The sequence below is a fragment of the Streptomyces sp. B1I3 genome, from assembly GCF_030816615.1.
Classification (GTDB): Bacteria; Actinomycetota; Actinomycetes; order Streptomycetales; family Streptomycetaceae; genus Streptomyces.
This window is the reverse complement of record NZ_JAUSYD010000001.1, coordinates 6,416,155-6,430,750: the sequence shown is the minus strand read 5'-3', so window position 1 is coordinate 6,430,750 and position 14,596 is coordinate 6,416,155. Positions and strand designations below refer to the sequence as shown.

The following is a 14,596-nucleotide window of genomic DNA, read 5'->3' as shown; positions in this document are numbered from 1 at the left end:
GCGACCGGCCTGCACTGGACCGACCAGTGTACGACTCGTCCGCACCCGGCGCGCGGAGCGTCCGCCTACCGCGCGTCGAACGGTGTCTACCGTGCGTTGAAGTACTTCGCCTCGGGGTGGTGGATGACGATCGCGTCCGTGGACTGCTCCGGGTGCAGCTGGAACTCCTCGGAGAGCTCCACCCCGATGCGCCCGGGCTCCAGCAGCGCGGCGATCTTCGCCCTGTCCTCCAGGTCGGGGCAGGCCCCGTATCCCAGGGAGAAACGGGCACCGCGGTACTTCAGGGCGAACATGTCCTCGACGTCGGACGGGTCCTCGCCCGCGAATCCGAGCTCGCTGCGGACCCGCGCGTGCCAGTACTCTGCGAGCGCCTCGGCCAGCTGCACGGACAACCCGTGCAGCTCCAGGTAGTCGCGGTAGGAGTTCGCCTCGAAGAGTTCGGCGGTCGCCGTGCCGATCTTCGAGCCGACCGTGACGACCTGGAGGCCGACCACGTCGGTCTCCCCCGACTCCTCGGGCCGGAAGAAGTCCGCGAGGCAGAGCCGACGGCCCCTGCGCTGGCGCGGGAACGTGAAGCGGGTGCGCTCCGAGCCGTCCTCGTGGAGCAGGATCAGGTCGTCGCCCTTGGAGACGCAGGGGAAGTAGCCGTAGACGACGGCCGCTTCCAGCAGGTTCTCGGTCTGGAGCTTGTCGAGCCAGCCGCGCAGGTGCGGGCGGCCCTCGGTCTCCACGAGCTCCTCGTACGTCGGCCCGTCCCCGGCGCGGGCCTGCTTGAGACCCCACTGGCCCTTGAAGAGGGCGCCCTCGTCCAGCCAGGAGGCGTACTCCTTGAGCTGGATGCCCTTGACCACACGGGTTCCCCAGAACGGCGGTTCGGGGACCGGGTTGGTGACGGAGACGTCGGACCGCACGCCCTCCTGCGGCTCCTCGGCGTCCGGCAGCGGCGTGTCGCGCTTGGGAACACGACGCTGCTTGAGCTCGGGGAGCGCCGCTCCGGGGACGCCGCGCTTGACGCCGATCAGGGCATCCATGAGGCGCAGGCCCTCGAAGGCGTCACGGGCGTAGCGGACCTCGCCCTCGTAGATCTCGTGGAGGTCCTGTTCGACGTAGGCGCGGGTCAGGGCGGCGCCGCCGAGAATGACCGGGAAGTCGGCTGCCATCTTGCGCTGGTTGAGCTCCTGAAGGTTCTCCTTCATGATCACGGTCGACTTCACGAGCAGGCCGGACATCCCGATGACGTCGGCCCGGTGCTCCTCCGCGGCCTCCAGGATCGCGGAGACGGGCTGCTTGATGCCGAGGTTGACCACGTTGTAGCCGTTGTTCGACAGGATGATGTCGACGAGGTTCTTGCCGATGTCGTGGACGTCGCCGCGGACGGTGGCGAGCACGATGGTGCCCTTGCCGTCCGCGTCCGACTTCTCCATGTGCGGCTCGAGGTGCGCCACCGCGGTCTTCATGACCTCGGCGGACTGCAGCACGAACGGCAGCTGCATCTGCCCGGAGCCGAAGAGCTCACCGACGACCTTCATCCCCGCCAGGAGGGTGTCGTTGACGATGTCAAGGGCGGGCCGGGTCCGCAGGGCCTCGTCGAGGTCCGCCTCCAGGCCGTTCTTCTCGCCGTCGATGATCCGTCGCTGGAGGCGCTCGTCGAGCGGGAGGGCCAACAGCTCCTCGGCGCGCCCCTCCTTCATCGACTTCATGTTCACGCCCTCGAAGAGCTCCATGAGCTTCTGGAGCGGGTCGTAGCCCTCCGCCCGGCGGTCGTGGATGAGGTCGAGGGCGACCTTGACCTGCTCCTCCTCCAGCCGTGCGATGGGCAGGATCTTCGACGCGTGCACGATCGCGGAGTCCAGGCCGGCCTTGACGCACTCGTCGAGGAACACCGAGTTCAGCACCACGCGGGCAGCCGGGTTCAGGCCGAAGGAGATGTTGGACAGGCCCAGGGTGGTCTGGACGTCGGGGTGGCGCCGCTTGAGTTCGCGGATCGCCTCGATCGTGGCCTCCCCGTCCTTGCGGGACTCCTCCTGACCGGTGCAGATGGTGAAGGTGAGGCAGTCGATGAGGATGTCCGACTCGTTGATGCCCCAGTTGGTGGTGAGGTCCTCGATCAGCCGCTCGGCGATGGCGACCTTGTGCTCGACGGTACGGGCCTGGCCCTCCTCGTCGATGGTCAGCGCGATCAGCGCCGCGCCGTGCTCCTTGGCCAGGGCGGTGACCTTCGCGAAGCGGGACTCGGGCCCGTCGCCGTCCTCGTAGTTGACGGAGTTGATGACCGCGCGGCCGCCGAGCTTCTCCAGACCGGCCCGGATGACGGGCAGCTCCGTGGAGTCCAGGACGATCGGCAGGGTCGAGGCGGTCGCGAAGCGGCCGGCCAGCTCCTCCATGTCCGCGACGCCGTCACGGCCCACGTAGTCGACACAGAGGTCGAGCATGTGCGCGCCTTCGCGGATCTGGTCGCGCGCCATCTCCACGCAGTCGTCCCAGCGGGCTTCGAGCATCGCCTCGCGGAACTTCTTCGAGCCGTTGGCGTTGGTGCGCTCACCGATCGCCAGGTACGCGGTGTCCTGACGGAAGGGAACCGTCTGGTAGAGCGAGGCGGCGCCCGGCTCGGGGCGGGGGTCGCGCGGCGCCGGGGTGAGGTCGCGGGTCCGCTCGACGACGGCCCTCAGGTGCTCGGGGGTCGTACCGCAGCAGCCGCCGATGAGCGACAGCCCGTAGTCCCGGACGAACGTCTCCTGCGAGTCGGCGAGGCCGTCGGGGCCGAGGGGGAAGTGGGCGCCGTCCTTGGTGAGGACGGGCAGGCCCGCGTTCGGCATGCACATCAGCGGCGTGCGCGAGTGACGGGCCAGATAGCGCAGGTGCTCGCTCATCTCGTCCGGACCCGTCGAGCAGTTCAGGCCGATCAGGTCGATGCCCAGCGGTTCCAGGGCGGTCAGGGCGGCGCCGATCTCGGAGCCGAGCAGCATCACGCCGGTCGTCTCGAAGGCAAGGGAGCAGATCAGCGGCACATCGACGCCCAGGGCCTCCATCGCCCGGCGCGCGCCGATCAGACTCGACTTGGTCTGGAGCAGGTCCTGGGTGGTCTCCACGATCAGGGCGTCGGCACCACCGGCGAGCAGACCCTCGGCGTTCTGCTGATAGCCGTCCCGCAGCACGTCGTACGCGATGTGGCCGAGCGACGGCAGCTTGGTGCCGGGGCCCACCGAGCCGAGCACCCAGCGCTGCCGGCCGTCCGCGGCGACGAACTCGTCGGCGACCTCGCGGGCGATCCGGGCGCCCGACTCGGACAGCTCGAAGATCCGGTCGGCGATCTCGTACTCGTTGGCAGCCGAGTGGTTCGCGCCGAAGGTGTTCGTCTCGACGCAGTCCACGCCGACGGCGAAGTACTCCTCGTGCACCGAACGGACGATGTCGGGCCGCGTCACGTTGAGGATCTCGTTGCAGCCCTCGAGGTTCTCGAAGTCCTCGAGAGTGGGGTCCTGCGCCTGGAGCATGGTGCCCATGGCACCGTCTGCCACCACCACACGGGTGGCGAGAGCCTCACGGAGCGCTGCGGCTCGGGTCCGGCTGTCAACGGAGGGGGTCGGCGACGAGGCCATGGATGTTCTCCCTGGGATGCGACGGCTGTCGGCTTTGCGCCCTTCTGTGGAGGAGGGCACGCGGCCAGCGTAGCGGGGCGGAGCCCGGGCCGGTCGCCGCGTCCCACGGGACGGACTGCATGCTGTGCGGGGCACGGCCCCGTCCGCGTGGTGGCGCAGAATCGTCGCGCGACCAGACACAGGTCGGCATCGACCGATAGTGTTCAGCATTGTCGAACCGAGGTGGAGGAGTACGGCGCGATGGCCAAGAACATCCAGTCGCTCGAGCGGGCAGCGGCGATGCTGCGCCTGCTGGCAGGCGGCGAGCGCCGGCTCGGGCTGTCCGACATCTCCTCCTCCCTGGGGCTGGCCAAAGGCACCGCCCACGGCATCCTGCGCACGCTCCAGCTCGAGGGCTTCGTCGAGCAGGACCCGGCCTCGGGTCGCTACCAGCTCGGCGCGGAGCTGCTCCGCCTGGGCAACAGCTACCTCGACGTGCACGAGCTGCGGGCCCGCGCCCTGGTGTGGACCGACGACCTGGCCCGCTCCAGCGGCGAGAGCGTCCACCTCGGCGTGCTGCACCAGCACGGCGTCCTGATCGTCCACCACGTCTTCCGGCCCGACGACAGCCGTCAGGTCCTCGAGGTCGGCGCCATGCAGCCACTGCACTCCACCGCCCTGGGCAAGGTGCTCTCGGCCTACGACCCCGTCGCGCACAGCGAGGTCGTCGAGGCGGAACGACGGGCGTTCACCCCGCGTACGGTCACGGGCTCGCAGGAGTTCGAGTCCCTGCTGGACCTGATCAGGGCGCAGGGCTGGGCGGCGGACGTGGAGGAGACCTGGGAGGGTGTGGCGGCCGTGGCCGCCCCCATCCACGACCGGCGCAGGATGCCCGTCGGCGCCGTCGCCGTGACGGGCGCCGTGGAGCGCGTCTGCACCGGCGGGGAACTGCGCCCCGAGCTCGTCGCCGCCGTACGGGACTGCGCCCGCGCCGTTTCACGGGACCTGGGTGCCGGGCGTTTCTGAGGACACCCCCGCCCGTCGATAACGATCGGGCTCCGCGCCGACTCCGCACCACAGAACTCTTGACGCGTCGTTCATTGGGGAGAAACATTGCCGTTCACCGGTCGGCATTGCCGAACACCTAACGGAAATACGCGTTAGGGTGTGACAGTGCCGATGGCCGGTCAAGCCCTCACAGGCGGCGTCCCGTATGCGACGGGTGCCCGCCTGGGGCGCGATCCACCGGAGGTACCCGGTGTTTCGCCTTCCCCCTGGACGAAGGACAAAGGAGTCGCGGGTGTCCAGCTCCGACATCTTCATCGGCGAGACCATCGGTACCGCCATACTCATCCTGCTCGGCGGCGGTGTCTGTGCCGCCGTCACGCTCAAGCGCTCCAAGGCGCGGAACGCCGGCTGGCCGGCCATCACCTTCGGGTGGGGTTTCGCCGTCCTGACCGGCGCCTACATAGCCTCCGGTGTGTCCGGCGCCCACCTCAACCCGGCGGTCACGATCGCCCTCGCGATCCAGGGCGGCACCGCGTGGAGCGACGTGCCCCTGTACCTCGCCTCCGAACTGCTCGGCGCGATGATCGGTGCCGTGCTCGTCTGGGCCGTCTACTACGGGCAGTTCCACGCGCACCTCACCGACCCCGAGATCGTCGGGGACCAGCCCCTCGAGGAGGGCATGGTCGACCAGGCGTCGGCTCCCCAGGCGGGCCCGGTGCTCGGCGTCTTCGCCACGGGTCCGGAGATCCGGCACGCGGTGCAGAACGTCGTGACGGAGGTCATCGCGACCTTCGTCCTGATCCTGGCGATCCTCACCCAGGGCCTCAACGACGAGGGCAACGGCCTCGGGGCCCTCGGTGCCCTGATCACCTCGCTGGTGGTCGTCGGCATCGGCCTCTCGCTCGGTGGCCCGACCGGTTACGCGATCAACCCGGTGCGCGACCTCGGTCCGCGCATCGTGCACGCGCTGCTGCCGCTGCCGAACAAGGGCGGTTCGGACTGGGGGTACGCCTGGGTACCGGTGGTAGGACCCCTCGTCGGTGCTGCCCTGGCCGGCGGGCTCTACAACCTCGCCTTCGCCTGAGCGGCACCCCTCACCACCACACAGACCCCGGGAGCACACCGTGACCGACGCACACACCACCGGCCCGTTCATCGCGGCCATCGACCAGGGCACCACGTCCAGCCGCTGCATCGTCTTCGACAAGGACGGCCGGATCGTCTCCGTCGACCAGAAGGAGCACGAGCAGATCTTCCCCAAGCCCGGCTGGGTCGAGCACAACGCGACCGAGATCTGGGAGAACGTCCAGGAAGTCGTCGCAGGAGCGATCGTCAAGGCCGGCATCACCTCCGCCGACGTCAAGGCGATCGGCATCACCAACCAGCGCGAGACCACCCTGCTCTGGGACAAGAACACCGGTGAGCCCGTCCACAACGCCCTCGTCTGGCAGGACACCCGCACCGACGCCCTCTGCAAGCACCTCGGCCGCAACGTCGGCCAGGACCGCTTCCGCCGCGAGACGGGCCTGCCTCTGGCGTCGTACTTCGCAGGTCCCAAGGTCCGCTGGCTGCTCGACAACGTCGAAGGGCTCCGCGAGCGCGCCGAGCGCGGCGACATCCTGTTCGGCACCATGGACTCCTGGGTCATCTGGAACCTGACCGGCGGCACCGACGGCGGCGTGCACGTCACCGACGTCACCAACGCCTCGCGCACCCTCCTGATGAACCTGCACACGATGCAGTGGGACGACCGGATCGTGCAGTCGATGGAGATCCCGCCCGCCGTGCTGCCGGAGATCCGGTCCTCCGCCGAGGTGTACGGCACCACCAAGGGCGGCGTGCTGGACGGCGTCCCGGTGGCCTCCGCGCTCGGCGACCAGCAGGCCGCGCTGTTCGGCCAGACGTGTTTCGCCCAGGGCGAGGCGAAGTCCACGTACGGCACCGGCACCTTCATGCTGATGAACACCGGTCACACCCCCGTGAACTCCTACAACGGACTGCTGACGACCGTCGGGTACCGGATCGGTGACCAGAAGGCCGTGTACGCCCTGGAGGGCTCCATCGCCGTCACCGGTTCGCTGGTGCAGTGGATGCGCGACCAGATGGGCCTGATCAAGTCCGCGGCCGAGATCGAGACGCTCGCCTCCTCCGTCGAGGACAACGGCGGCGCGTACTTCGTGCCCGCGTTCTCCGGTCTGTTCGCCCCCTACTGGCGCCCCGACGCCCGCGGGGTCATCACCGGCCTCACCCGGTACGTCACCAAGGCGCACATCGCCCGTGCCGTACTCGAGGCGACCGCCTGGCAGACCCGCGAGATCAGCGACGCCATGACCAAGGACTCCGGCGTCGAGCTGACCGCCCTGAAGGTCGACGGCGGCATGACCTCCAACAACCTGCTGATGCAGACGCTCTCCGACTTCCTGGACGCGCCCGTGGTGCGCCCCATGGTCGCCGAGACCACCTGCCTCGGCGCCGCCTACGCCGCCGGCCTCGCCGTCGGCTTCTGGCCGGACACCGACGCGCTGCGCGCCAACTGGCGCCGGGCCGCCGAGTGGACACCCCGTATGGACGCGGCGACCCGCGACCGCGAGTACAAGAGCTGGCTCAAGGCCGTCGAACGGTCCATGGGCTGGCTCGACGACGACACTGTCGAGGAGTAATCGATATGACCACCCTGCAGAGCGTCCCCGCCCTCGGGACGCATCCGGCCTCCGGCTCCCTCCCGAGCCGTGCCGAAACCCGGGAGCAGCTGTCCAAGGCGACGTACGACCTCCTGGTGATCGGCGGCGGCATCCTGGGCATCTCCACCGCCTGGCACGCCGCGCAGTCCGGACTGCGGGTGGCCCTGGTGGACGCCGGCGACTTCGCCGGCGCCACCTCCTCCGCCTCCTCCAAGCTGCTCCACGGCGGTCTGCGCTATCTGCAGACCGGCGCGGTGAAGCTGGTCGCGGAGAACCACTTCGAGCGGCGCGCGGTCTCCCGTCAGGTCGCCCCGCACCTGGCCAACCCGCTCACCTTCTACCTGCCCGTCTACAAGGGCGGCCCGCACGGCGCGGCCAAGCTGGGTGCGGGCGTCTTCGCCTACTCGGCGCTCTCCGCGTTCGGTGACGGCGTCGGCCACGTGATCAGCCCGGCACGGGCGCAGCGCGACGTGCCGGAGCTGCGTACGGACAACCTGAAGGCCGTCGCGGTCTACGGCGACGACCAGATGAACGACGCGCGGATGGCCCTGATGACGGTCCGTGCGGCCGTGGAGGCGGGCGCCGTCGTCCTGAACCACGCGGCGGTCACCGGCCTGCGCTTCACCCGGGGCCGGGTCACCGGCGCCGAGCTGAAGGACCGCCAGGACGGTACGGAGTTCGGCGTCGACGCCCGTCTCGTGCTGAACGCCACCGGCCCGTGGGTCGACCACCTGCGGAAGATGGAGGACCCGAACGCGGCCCCGTCCATACGTCTGTCCAAGGGCGCGCACCTGGTGCTCAGGCGCACCCGCCCCTGGAAGGCCGCGCTGGCCACCCCGATCGACAAGTACCGGATCACGTTCGCCCTGCCGTGGGAGGACATGCTCCTGCTCGGTACGACGGACGAGGAGTACGAGGGCGACCCGGCCGACGTCGCGGTCACCGAGAAGGACACCGCCCAGATCCTGGACGAGGCAGCCTTCTCGGTCCGCGACCAGCAGCTCTCGCGTGATCTGATCACCTACTCCTTCGCCGGGCTGCGGGTGCTCCCGGGCGGCCCGGGTGACACGTCCAAGGCCAAGCGCGAGACGGTCGTGACGGAGGGCCGCGGCGGGATGCTGTCCGTCGCGGGCGGCAAGTGGACGACGTTCCGTCACATCGGCCGCACGGTGATGAACAAGCTGGCCGCCCTGCCCGGGCACCCGCTGGCCGAGGGCATGGAGCCGATGGCGCGGCTGCCGAGGAAGCTGCCGCTGCCCGGCATCGCCAACCCGAACGCCGTCGCGCACCGGCTGCTGGTCGACGGCGGGACGCCGGGACCGCGGATGGCGGCCGAGACGGCCCGCCACCTCGCGACCCACTACGGCTCGCTCGCCTTCGACATCGCACGCCTCGCGAACGAGGATCCGGCGCTCGCCGAGCGCATCCACCCGGAAGCCCCGGAGATCTGGGCCCAGGTGGTGTACGCCCGCGACCGTGAGTGGGCCGAGACGGCGGACGACGTGCTGCGCCGCCGGACGACACTGACGATCCGGGGCCTGGCGACGGACGACATCCGGACCCGCGTCGAGGCCGTGCTGGCCGACAGGCGCTGACGCCGCACCCACGGTGAAGGGGCGGCCCCCCGGTGGGGGCCGCCCCTTCACGCGCCTGCGACGCCGGTCCACGCACGGCTCCCGCGGCGGTCCGGTCCCGCGCCCCCGCGCCGGACGGCCGGGCCCCTGCCCCGGCCCGCCCCCCGGACCGCCGGGGTCCGGGGGGCGGGATGTCCGGCCGTCCGGCCCCTGCGCCGCGACCCCCATAATGACGTCATAGATCCGATGTCTTATGTGCGAGGAGGCCGTCCATGGCCGTCACCGACGAAGCGATCGAGAAGATCAAAGGAATGATCGTCTCGGGTGCCCTGGCTCCGGGCGACCGGCTCCCCAGGGAGAGCGAACTCGCCGCCGAGCTCGGCCTCTCACGCAATTCGCTCCGCGAGGCCGTGCGTGCCCTGTCGCTGATCCGGATCCTCGACGTCCGCCAGGGCGACGGCACCTATGTCACCAGCCTGGACCCGCAGCTCCTCCTGGAGGCGCTCAGCTTCGTCGTGGACTTCCACCGCGACGACACCGTGCTGGAGTTCCTCGCCGTGCGCCGCATCCTGGAGCCCGCGGCCACGGCGATGGCGGCCCTGCGCATCGAGGAGTCACAGCTGGACGCGCTGGACGCGCAGCTGGACGCGCTGGGCACCGACCCCTCGGTGGAGGAACTGGTCGCAGGCGACCTGGAGTTCCATCGCGGGATCGTCCGGTCCTCCGGCAATTCGGTCCTCTGCTCGCTGCTGGACGGCCTGTCCGGGCCGACCACCCGGGCCAGGGTCTGGCGTGGGCTGACCCAGCAGGACGCGGTGAGCCGCACCCTGTACGAGCACCGGGCGATACTCGGCGCGCTGCGGGACCGTGACCCGGAGGCCGCCCGGTCCTGGGCGACCGTGCACGTGGCGAGTGTGGAGCAGTGGCTGCGCTCGGCGCTGTGAGCCGGCCGGCGCCGCGGCCCGGTCCGGGCCTCGGCGCTGTGAACCGGCCCGGCGCCGCGGCCCGGCCCGGACTCCGCGGCCCCACCGTCCCCGTCACCGTCACCGCCCGCGTCCGCCGTCAGCCGGTGGCGGGGCGCAGGCGCAGGCCCTGCATGCCGCCGTCGACGGCGAGCGCGGTCCCGGTCACGGAGGCGGCCGCCGGGCTCGCCAGGTAGACGACGGCGGCGGCGACCTCGTCCGCCGGGACGAGCCGTCCCAGCGGCTGGCGGGCTTCGAGCGCCGCGCGCTCCGCCACCGGGTCCTCGGCCTGTCCGAGCAGCCGGCCGATCCAGGGGGTGTCCGCGGTGCCGGGGTTGACGCAGTTCACCCGGATTCCCTCGCGGACGTGGTCGGCGGCCATGGCGAGGGTCAGGGAGAGCACCGCCCCCTTGCTCGCGCTGTAGAGGGCGCGCTGCGGCAGCCCGGCAGTGGCCGCGACGGAACAGGTCTGGGTGATCGACACCGCGCCGGGGCGACCGGCCGCGGACCGGCGCAGGTGGGGCAGGGCGTGCCGGGCGGTGCGGACCATGCCGAGCACGTTGACGTCCAGGACGCGGGTCCACTCCTCGTCGGGGTTGTCCTCGACGGTGCCGATGGAGCCGATACCGGCGTTGGACACCAGGGTGTGCAGGCCGCCGAGTTCGCGGGCCGCCCGGTCGACGGCGTCCCGTACGGCGGCGTCGTCCGTCACGTCGGCCCGGAGCGCGAGCGTGCCTTCCGGAGCGCCCCCGGTCTCGCGGTCGAGCACGGCCACGCGTGCGCCGCGGGCGAGCAGCAGGGCCGCGACAGCTGCGCCGATACCGGAGGCGCCGCCCGTGACCAGGGCGCGGAGCCCGTCGAAGTCCTGTGTCGTGTTCATCGGCCGGTCTCCTCGGCGGTACGGCGGGCCTGCCAGACGGGGCCCTGCGGATAGCGGTGATCGGCGATCGAGGCGGGGAGCATCCGGGCGGAGAATCCCGGTGAACGGGGGGCCGTGTAGCGCCCGTCCTTGATCACGGCCGGATCGGCGAAGTGTTCGTGGAGATGGTCGACGTACTCGATGACGCGGTCCTCGCAGGTGCCGGAGACCGCCACGTAGTCGAACATCGCCAGGTGCTGCACCAGCTCGCAGAGCCCGACGCCGCCGGCGTGGGGGCAGACGGGCACGCCGTACTTGGCGGCGAGCAGCAGGACGGCGAGGTTCTCGTTGACGCCGGCGACCCGTGCGGCGTCGATCTGGAGGAAGTCGACCGCGCCGGCCTGGAGCAGTTGCTTGAACACGACCCGGTTGGCGATGTGTTCGCCGGTGGCGACCTTGACCGGCTGACCGGCGCGCACAGCGGCGTGCCCGAGTACGTCGTCCGGGCTGGTGGGCTCTTCGATCCAGTACGGGTCGTACGGTGCGAGCGCGGTCATCCACTCCACCGCTGCGGAGACGTCCCAGCGCTGGTTGGCGTCGACGGCGATGCGGACACCGGGGCCGACGGCCTCGCGGGCCAGCGCGAGCCTGCGGACGTCGTCGTCGAGGTCGGCGCCGATCTTCAGCTTGATCTGGGTGAAACCGTCCGCCACGGCCTCCTCGGCCAGCCGGACCAGCTTGTCGTCCGCGTATCCGAGCCAGCCGGGCGAGGTGGTGTAGGCGGGGTACCCCTCCGCGAGCAGCCGCTCGGTCCGCTCGGCGCGTCCGGGTTCGGCGGCGCGCAGGAGTGCGAGCGCCTCCTCGGGGGTGAGCGCGTCGGTGAGGTAGCGGAAGTCGACGAGGGAGACGAGTTCCTCGGGGGTCATCCGGGCGAGGAACTGCCAGACCGGCTGCCCGGCCTGTTTCGCCGCGAGGTCCCAGGCCGCGTTGACGACCGCGCCGGCCGCCATGTGCATCACCCCCTTCTCCGGCCCCAGCCAGCGCAGTTGGGAGTCGTGCGTCAGCTCGCGGTACAGGGCGGCCAGGTCGGCTGCGGCGCGCGGTGCGGGGCGCCCCACCAGGGCGGGGCGGAGCGTCTCGATGGCGGCGGCCATGACATCGTTGCCACGGCCGATGGTGAAGCAGAAACCGTGCCCTTCGGGGCCGTCGCCGTCCGTACGCAGCACGACGTAGGCGGCCGAGTAGTCGGGATCGGGGTTCATGGCGTCGGAGCCGTCCAGCTGTTCCGAGGTGGGGAACCGGATGTCGTGGACCTCGAAGTGCGTGACGGTACGGCTCATGTGCGCCCCTGGGAAATAACATCGGATCTCTGGGTGGTCATCCGATGTATAGCGCTCCACAGGCCCCGCCGTAAAGGCCCATGGCCAGGTCAGCTCGCTCTTCGACCGGTACAGCTCGGACGAATCGAGCACCGCACGGTTCACGAGTGCACGCAAACGGGCTACGGCCGCAGCGGACGGAAGCCGTAAGGTTGGTCCGTACACAAGGGAACTTCGGAAGGAGGCCTGGGTGATCGAGCTCGAGGGAGTACCCGAGCTGATCGACCCGGTCATGGTGGCCGCGTTCGAAGGCTGGAACGACGCCGGCGACGCCGCCTCCACAGCGGTCGGGCACCTGGACCGGGAATGGAAGGGCGAGGTGTTCGCGGCGCTCGACGCCGAGGACTACTACGACTTCCAGGTCAACCGGCCCACGGTGTGGCTGGACGGCGGGACCCGCAAGGTCGTGTGGCCCACCACGCGGCTCTCGGTGGTCCGTGTCGGTGGCGAGAAGCCCCGCGACCTGGTGCTGGTCCGCGGCATCGAACCCTCCATGCGCTGGCGGTCGTTCTGCAACGAGATCCTCGGCTTCGCCCATGAACTGGGCGTCGAGATGGTCGTCGTCCTGGGGGCGCTGCTCGGCGACACCCCGCACACCCGGCCGGTACCGGTCAGTGGCATCACCTCGGACCCGGACCTGGCCAGAACCATGGACCTGGAGGAGACGAGGTACGAGGGACCGACCGGCATCGTCGGCATCCTCCAGGAGGCCTGCACCCACGCGGGTGTGCCCGCGGTGAGTCTGTGGGCCGCGGTGCCGCACTACGTGTCGCAGCCGCCGAACCCGAAGGCGACGCTGGCTCTCCTGAACCGTCTCGAGGACCTGCTCGGACTGCGCATCCCGCTGGGCGAACTGCCCGAGGACGCCCGTGCCTGGCAGCTCGGTGTCGATCAGCTGGCGGCCGAGGACAGCGAGGTGGCGGAGTACGTCCAGACGCTGGAGGAGGCCCGGGACACCGCGGAGCTGCCCGAGGCGTCCGGGGAGGCCATCGCCCGGGAGTTCGAGCGGTACCTGAGGCGCCGGGACGTCGGAGGCCCCGCCGGCCAGGGGCCCGGCGGGCACGCGACGGAGAGCGGTGACGCGTCCTATCTGCGGGATCCGTCGAGCGGCCGCACGAGGCCGCCCAAACCGCAGCGCCCGGAGACGGGGCGGCGGAAGGACGCGGACCCGCCCCAGGACCCGCCGTCCGGGCCGGACGAGGGCCCCGGCCCTTCGGACGGCTGAGCCGTCTCCCTCCCCACTCCGTACACACCCCGGCCCCGGACTTCACCGCGAAGTACGGGGCCGGGGTGTGTACGGAGTGGGGAGCGGGTTACAGGGCGACGCCCAGCAGGGCGTCCACGGTGCGTGAGACGAGGCCGGGCGCGCCCTCGTCCGTGCCGCCGGCGGCGCTCTGCGCCGCGGCCCAGCGGTCCACGGCGGCGAGTGCGGCAGGGGTGTCGAGGTCGTCGGCCAGCGCCTCCCGCACCTCCTCGACCAGTGCGTCGGCGGGCAGCCCGTCGGGCCGGGAGACCGCGGCACGCCACCGTGCGAGCCGCTCGACGGCGTCGGCGAGCACCTGGTCGGTCCACTCCCAGTCGGCCCGGTAGTGGTGCCCGAGCAGCGCGAGCCTGATCGCCGCGGGGTCCACGCCGTCCCTGCGGAGAGCCGAGACGAAGACCAGGTTGCCCTTGGACTTGGACATCTTCTCGCCGTCGAGGGCGACCATGCCCGCGTGGACGTAAGCGCGGGCGAACGGGTGCTCGCCGGTCAGCGCCTGGGCGTGCGAGGCGCCCATCTCGTGGTGCGGGAAGACGAGGTCGGAGCCGCCTCCCTGGACGTCGAAGCCCATACCGAGGTGGTCGAGCGCGATGGCGACGCACTCGATGTGCCAGCCGGGCCGGCCGCGGCCGAGCGTGGCCCCGTCCCAGCTCGGCTCGCCGTCGCGGGCGCTCATCCAGAGCATCGGGTCGAGCGGGTTCTTCTTGCCGGGACGCTTCGGGTCCCCGCCGCGCTCGGCGGACAGGAGCCGCATCGCCTCGGCGTCGAGGTGGGAGACCTCGCCGAAGTGCGGGTCGGACTCGACGGAGAAGTACACGTCGCCGTCGAGCTCGTAGGCCGCGCCCGCGTCCAGGAGCCGTTCGACGAGGGGGACGATGCCGGGTATCGCCTCCACCGCCCCGATGTAGTGCTCGGGGGGGAGCATGCGCAGGGCCGTCATGTCCTCCCGGAAGAGCGCCGTCTCGCGTTCCGCGAGCTCGGTCCAGTCGTGACCGTCGCGCACGGCCCGCTCCAGCAGCGGATCATCCACGTCGGTCACGTTCTGGACGTAGTGAACCTGCCGCTTGGTGTCGAGCCACACGCGCTGAACGAGGTCGAACGCGTTGTAGGTCGCCGCATGACCCATGTGGGTCGCGTCGTACGGCGTGATGCCGCAGACGTAGATGCGGGCGACGGGACCGGGGTCAAGGGTGATCCGTCCGCCGGTCGCGGTGTCGTGGATCCGAAGGTCGCGGCCCTTGCCAGGCAGGGCGGGGACCTCAGAAGCGGGCCAGGCATGCATGTCATGAGCGTA

General features: G+C 71.0%; 10 protein-coding genes. 6 read left to right on the top strand and 4 right to left on the bottom strand.

Translation table 11 applies throughout. The features are described 5' to 3' along the window. Positions 1-86: 86 nt before the first annotated feature. Positions 87-3,599 (bottom strand): methionine synthase, encoded by a 3,513-nt coding sequence (gene metH / locus QFZ58_RS29185; protein ID WP_307127884.1) that lies wholly within the window; start codon positions 3,597-3,599, stop codon positions 87-89. A gap of 240 nt (positions 3,600-3,839) precedes the next feature. Here metH and QFZ58_RS29180 point away from each other — a divergent pair, with 240 nt between their 5' ends. From QFZ58_RS29180 to QFZ58_RS29160, 5 genes are all read left to right on the top strand, one after another. After that, positions 3,840-4,604, top strand: coding sequence for an IclR family transcriptional regulator (locus QFZ58_RS29180; RefSeq protein ID WP_307127883.1), 765 nt, complete (start codon positions 3,840-3,842; stop codon positions 4,602-4,604). 274 nt (positions 4,605-4,878) lie between these two features. Further along, entirely contained in the window at positions 4,879-5,670 is a 792-nt protein-coding gene (locus QFZ58_RS29175; RefSeq protein ID WP_307127882.1) for an MIP/aquaporin family protein, read from the top strand. 40 nt (positions 5,671-5,710) lie between these two features. Continuing rightward, a complete protein-coding gene (gene glpK, locus QFZ58_RS29170) occupies positions 5,711-7,246 on the top strand; it encodes a glycerol kinase GlpK (RefSeq protein WP_307127881.1) in 1,536 nt (511 codons plus the stop codon). A gap of 5 nt (positions 7,247-7,251) precedes the next feature. Then, a complete protein-coding gene (locus tag QFZ58_RS29165) occupies positions 7,252-8,862 on the top strand; it encodes a glycerol-3-phosphate dehydrogenase/oxidase (RefSeq protein WP_307127880.1) in 1,611 nt (536 codons plus the stop codon). Positions 8,863-9,113: 251 nt separating this feature from the next. Beyond that, positions 9,114-9,785, top strand: a complete 672-nt coding sequence (locus QFZ58_RS29160; protein WP_307127879.1) for a FadR/GntR family transcriptional regulator — start codon at positions 9,114-9,116, stop codon at positions 9,783-9,785. A 118-nt stretch (positions 9,786-9,903) separates the two neighbouring features. Here the strand turns inward: QFZ58_RS29160 and QFZ58_RS29155 are convergent, their stop codons facing one another. Continuing rightward, the gene (locus QFZ58_RS29155; protein WP_307127878.1) at positions 9,904-10,683 is read right to left on the bottom strand and encodes an SDR family NAD(P)-dependent oxidoreductase; all 780 of its coding nucleotides are present in this window, start codon (positions 10,681-10,683) and stop codon (positions 9,904-9,906) included. Next, a complete protein-coding gene (locus QFZ58_RS29150) occupies positions 10,680-12,002 on the bottom strand; it encodes an enolase C-terminal domain-like protein (protein WP_307127877.1) in 1,323 nt (440 codons plus the stop codon). The genes QFZ58_RS29155 and QFZ58_RS29150 overlap by 4 nt, the downstream gene beginning before the upstream one ends. Positions 12,003-12,231: 229 nt before the next feature. Here QFZ58_RS29150 and QFZ58_RS29145 point away from each other — a divergent pair, with 229 nt between their 5' ends. Next, the gene (locus QFZ58_RS29145) at positions 12,232-13,266 is read left to right on the top strand and encodes a PAC2 family protein (RefSeq protein ID WP_307127876.1); all 1,035 of its coding nucleotides are present in this window, start codon (positions 12,232-12,234) and stop codon (positions 13,264-13,266) included. Between the two features lie 88 nt (positions 13,267-13,354). Here QFZ58_RS29145 and mshC read toward each other — a convergent pair whose 3' ends face one another. Continuing rightward, the gene (gene mshC, locus QFZ58_RS29140) at positions 13,355-14,584 is read right to left on the bottom strand and encodes a cysteine--1-D-myo-inosityl 2-amino-2-deoxy-alpha-D-glucopyranoside ligase (RefSeq protein ID WP_307127875.1); all 1,230 of its coding nucleotides are present in this window, start codon (positions 14,582-14,584) and stop codon (positions 13,355-13,357) included. Positions 14,585-14,596: the final 12 nt, after the last annotated feature.